The 4,531-nt window shown below is 34.0% G+C and carries 3 protein-coding genes; 1 reads left to right on the forward strand and 2 read right to left on the reverse strand.

From position 1 onward, the window contains the following. Positions 1-780: 780 nt before the first annotated feature. Positions 781-1,266 (reverse strand): allophycocyanin, encoded by a 486-nt coding sequence (locus ACP6PM_RS14465; protein WP_426585729.1) that lies wholly within the window; start codon positions 1,264-1,266, stop codon positions 781-783. Positions 1,267-1,658: 392 nt separating this feature from the next. Next, positions 1,659-1,910: a hypothetical protein gene (locus ACP6PM_RS14470; protein ID WP_426585731.1), complete on the reverse strand. Its 252-nt coding sequence runs from the start codon at positions 1,908-1,910 to the stop codon at positions 1,659-1,661. Between the two features lie 676 nt (positions 1,911-2,586). Here ACP6PM_RS14470 and rlmD point away from each other — a divergent pair. Further along, positions 2,587-4,044: a 23S rRNA (uracil(1939)-C(5))-methyltransferase RlmD gene (gene rlmD / locus ACP6PM_RS14475; RefSeq protein ID WP_426585732.1), complete on the forward strand. Its 1,458-nt coding sequence runs from the start codon at positions 2,587-2,589 to the stop codon at positions 4,042-4,044. Positions 4,045-4,531: the final 487 nt, after the last annotated feature.

The following is a 4,531-nucleotide window of genomic DNA, read 5'->3' on the forward strand; positions in this document are numbered from 1 at the left end:
GTGTTTATTGGTTTTATCTTCTTTTTCTAAATCATATTTCCCGAGAATTTTATGTTGAAATGATTCAGGGAATTTATGAGAATTTTTTGGGCATCTTGGGAGTAGAGAACTTGATAGTGTTTATTGGTTTTATCTTCTTTTTCTAAATCATATTTCCCGAGAATTTTATGTGTTTTAAAATAGCGTTGACGACCATATTATAGATACCAGAATCAGTTAATTTATTAGATTATGAGCAGATATAGTCATTCTGAATAAGACTGGAAAACTTTTTTAAATGAAACTTTTTCAAGGCAAGAAAATCTTGTCTCAATCTTAACTGGAATGACTATAAATTCTAAGACAGCTTTGAGTTCTTCATTTGGTTTAATTAAAAGTTGTTGACAACCATACAGAACTATAATTGAACATTTGATAAAATTACATATAGTTTAGAATAAAACACGGCAGGTTACAACTATCTGACGCTTCATCTCTTACTTCAAAGACAAGGCATGAAGCGTTTATGCTACTTATGGTAAAAGTCACCCAGTAAATAATTTTTCGTAGATTTTTGCTGAAAATATCTTGCCTTTTACCTTCTGGAGCTGTTCCCTGCTCCAGCAAAAAATCTATATCTTTTTCTGAAATATCTAATATATAGCGCTATATAAATAGCTTTAATACATAGCACTATATAAAAATGTATAAATAACTCAAAAATCAAAAATACCTAGATGTAAGGGTTTGGTAACCAAACCCCTACCTAGGAATAAACAAAGCTACAAAAAGCAAAAAAACTTAAGACATTGCTTGAATAATATAGTCAAAGTAAGGAGCAGTTTCCTTAGCATCTTCTTCATCAAGTAAAGCAAGACTTGCTTGCTTTAAACAACGAATTGACTCTACCATTCCAGGAACAGGTACACCCAAGGAGTTATACATTTCCCGAACACCAATCAAACCAATACTTTCAATGGGGTCTTTATCCCCAGCTAGTATCCCGTAGGTAATCAAACGTAAGTACCAACCATAGTCCCGGAGGCATAAGGCACGCTCGCGCTGACCAAAAGCATTACCTCCAGGAGCAATAAAATCTGGACGCCTGCGCCATAACTCCTGACTAGCTTTGTCCACAATTTTTTTCTCATTTTCAGAAAGCACGCTAGCAATTCGTACGCGCTGCTCACCGGTTTTCAAAAAACTATTTATGGATTGAAGTTCCCCGCTACTGGGGTAACGTAATTCATCGTCTGCTTTGAGAATAACTTGACTAACTACACTCATAATTATCGAAAATTTGCTGAATTATATTTTATTTTAACCATTGACGGCCTTTCCACATCATCAAATTTTAGAGATTCTCTATTTATGCCAAAATTTTTATGGGGCAATTAAGTAGGTTGGCGTTAAAATTTATTGTTATGACAAGCCAACAGGCAATAGCTCCAGAAGGCAACATAGAAGAAATTTTGAGCAATTTTACTTTTATAGTCTATATTAGTTTCAAATAAAAATGAGACGGCTAAATCTGTCATTTTAAAGGATTATCTCAAGGTTAAGTGTCTCGATAATGCTTACTTGCTTTTTGGTTAAACCTTTTATGCCTTGTTTATCCTTTATTGACTGCAATCTAGAACTTTCGCGTGTTGTACCACTGGTTAATTGATTTAAGTTTTCTACCGTCCAAAATAAACGATGACCCAGTATTTGATACACAAGTTGCACTTATTATCTAAACCAAGGTCTATTGCTAGTGCATTGTCAGATTTTACTACTGTTTGTTGTCCCTCTTCTGTAATAAATTCAACTTCAAAAAACCTAGTGTCAAATCTAGGAATCATCCGAACTTCCTTCAGATTTTTACCTGCTAATCTTTCAGGAAAATGGATTCTTACTGCACCATATTCAGCTTGGAATTTTCTAGACATTGGGATCTTAAAATACCCATTTCTTACTTTTATTCGAGGTATTATTAGAGGAAAATAACCTTCTTTATTTAGATATATAGGTAATCGTATTTGTTCAAACCGATATAGACCTTCTTTAGCCTTCTGAATTAAGTTGAAAAATGACTTAAAAGACCTATCTACAACTTTTAAAGTTGGCTGTGCTATGTCAGTTTGAAGTAGCTGGTAATTTTCGTTATCTTTGCAGTCATGGTAATTTGACTCGTATCTTAAATATCCGCCTTCAGTAAAATAGAACTGTCGTACAGCAGTATTGCCCTACATTGTACATATTCTTGGTCAATCTTCACAATTGTCTCAAGGCTTTAAATTCCTGACTAGACAGGTTTCTAATTTTGTTCTTTTGGGTAAGATACATAATCATTTTTCGCTGTATAATCATTATAGTATTATAGCGAAAACTTCTAAGAATGTCAGGCTAACTACGGGTTAAAACTCGCCCTTGTTGTTGTCATCCAGCCGTTAAAACTGGCACTTTTCCAACTACCCGAATTTTTGACGATGATTTGTTACCTGCAATTAATTAGCTAAATTTACAAAACGCAGAATTGCAAAAAACTGACTTAAGATCATAAAGATTAAAATAGAACAATTATATTATAGAGAAAAACAATAGCCAGTAATATAAAAGAACTGAGTGAAAATAAACAAGCAAAAATTGGCAACATCAGTTTGGCAACAAGGTCAGCTAGTCGAGATAAGCATCACAGACTTAACAGATAACGGTGATGGAGTGGGTCGTTATGATCAAAAAGTCGTATTTGTGCCTGATACAGTTCCCGGCGATCGCCTCATTGCCCGCCTAATAATAGTCAAACGTAAATATGCCTACGGAAAACTACATCAACTTTTAGAAAAGTCTGACCTGCGGATTGAACCTTACTGTATTGTTGCGGACAAATGTGGTGGGTGTCAATGGCAACATATTAGTTATGAATATCAGCTTCAAGCAAAACAAAATCAAGTTATTCAAGCTTTAGAAAGAATAGGCGGACTAGAATTATTAGAGGTTAAACCGACTCTACCATCTCCATCCCCTTTTGGATATCGTAACAAAGTGACATATCCTCTAGGTATTTCTGCTACAGGTAAAGTTAAGGCGGGCTATTATCAGAAAGGTAGCCATAAATTGATTAATCTTAATCAATGTCCTATTCAAGACCAACGTTTGAACCCTTTACTCAAAGAAATTAAACAGGATATTACTAGGCGAAGATGGAAAATATATGATGAAAATAAGCATATAGGTGTTTTACGTCATTTATCTTTGAGGATAGGAGAAAAAACAGGGGAAATTTTATTAACTTTGGTGGTGAATGGCAGTGAAGAAAATCCAGAAAAGTTATTACCTGGTATTACAGTTCAAGCTAAAAAATGGCTGGAAGATTATTCTCGGTTAGTGGGTGTTTGTTTGAACTATAACTCCAAGGTGACAAATACTATTTTTGGTGAAGAAACTGTTTGTGTTGCTGGTCGGTCTTATGTGCAGGAAAAATTTGGTGGTTTAAATTTTCAATTGACCGCTGATACCTTTTTTCAGGTAAATACAAAAGCTGCTGAAAAATTAATGGAGGTTGTTGTTGAAGAGTTTGCTTTGAGTGGGTCGGAAATTATTGTTGATGCTTATTGCGGAGTTGGTACTTTTACTTTGCCTTTGGCAAAATATTTACAGGATGTTAGTCATAATGATTCTCTGGAAATAGGAAAGAGAAAAAGTATGGTCATTGGTTTAGAAGTACAACAAGTGGCTATTGAGCGAGCTAGGTTTAATGCTGAAATTAATAACTTGATAAATGTAGATTTTTATGTAGGAAAAGTTGAGAATTTGCTGCCTCAGTTGTCAGTAAAACCAGATGTAGTATTGTTAGACCCGCCGAGAAAAGGTTGCGATCGCTTAGTCTTAGAAACTTTGTTGGAAATTTTACCTAAATTTATTGTTTATATTAGTTGTAAACCTGCTACCTTGGCTCGTGATTTGAAATTTCTTTGTTCAACTGATAAATATTATTTGAGCAAGGTACAACCTGCAGACTTTTTTCCTCAAACTTCTCATGTTGAATGTGCTGCATTTTTAGTAAGAAAAAAGCCAAAATAATTTAACAATTAATAATTACCTCTCCTTGAAAAGAAGATGATTGACCGGGTAGGGAAAATTTTTTCTTTTTCTCCTTTAAAGGAGAGGCTTTAAACTTTAATTATTGCCTAAAGTAGTTTTGACAATTTTTTTATCGTAAACTTGGCTTGAACTGAATCAATATGTAAGTATTCGGCGGTTATATCTACTGCTTTTGAATGTTGGAACGAAGCAACTGGTAAAGTTAGCTAAGTATCTCTATACCAAATTAAAAAAGGTCGTTACAGTATTAATCTATAGACTCCTAGTGGACCGACACACCTTAAATGGTGCATTAGAAAAAAATAGTCAAACCTTGCCATAAAAAGAATTATACGAAAAAAGCTAATGATGAATAGTGAAATTTCTCTTCTATTGCGTATAAAGCAATAGTTAATTCATTTTCTGAAGCATCTGGTTATGGGAGATGAATAGTGAAATTTCTCTTCTATTGCGTATAAAGCAATAG

Origin of the sequence: Dapis brunnea BLCC-M229 (assembly GCF_050015995.1) — a bacterium.
GTDB lineage: Bacteria > Cyanobacteriota > Cyanobacteriia > Cyanobacteriales > Microcoleaceae > Trichodesmium.

Excerpts from the sequence above, each read along its gene's own strand:
- ACP6PM_RS14465 (WP_426585729.1), bottom strand. The coding sequence starts at position 1,266 with ATGAGTGTAGTTAGTCAAGTTATTCTCAAAGCAGACGATGAATTACGT.
- ACP6PM_RS14470 (WP_426585731.1), bottom strand. The coding sequence starts at position 1,910 with ATGTCTAGAAAATTCCAAGCTGAATATGGTGCAGTAAGAATCCATTTT.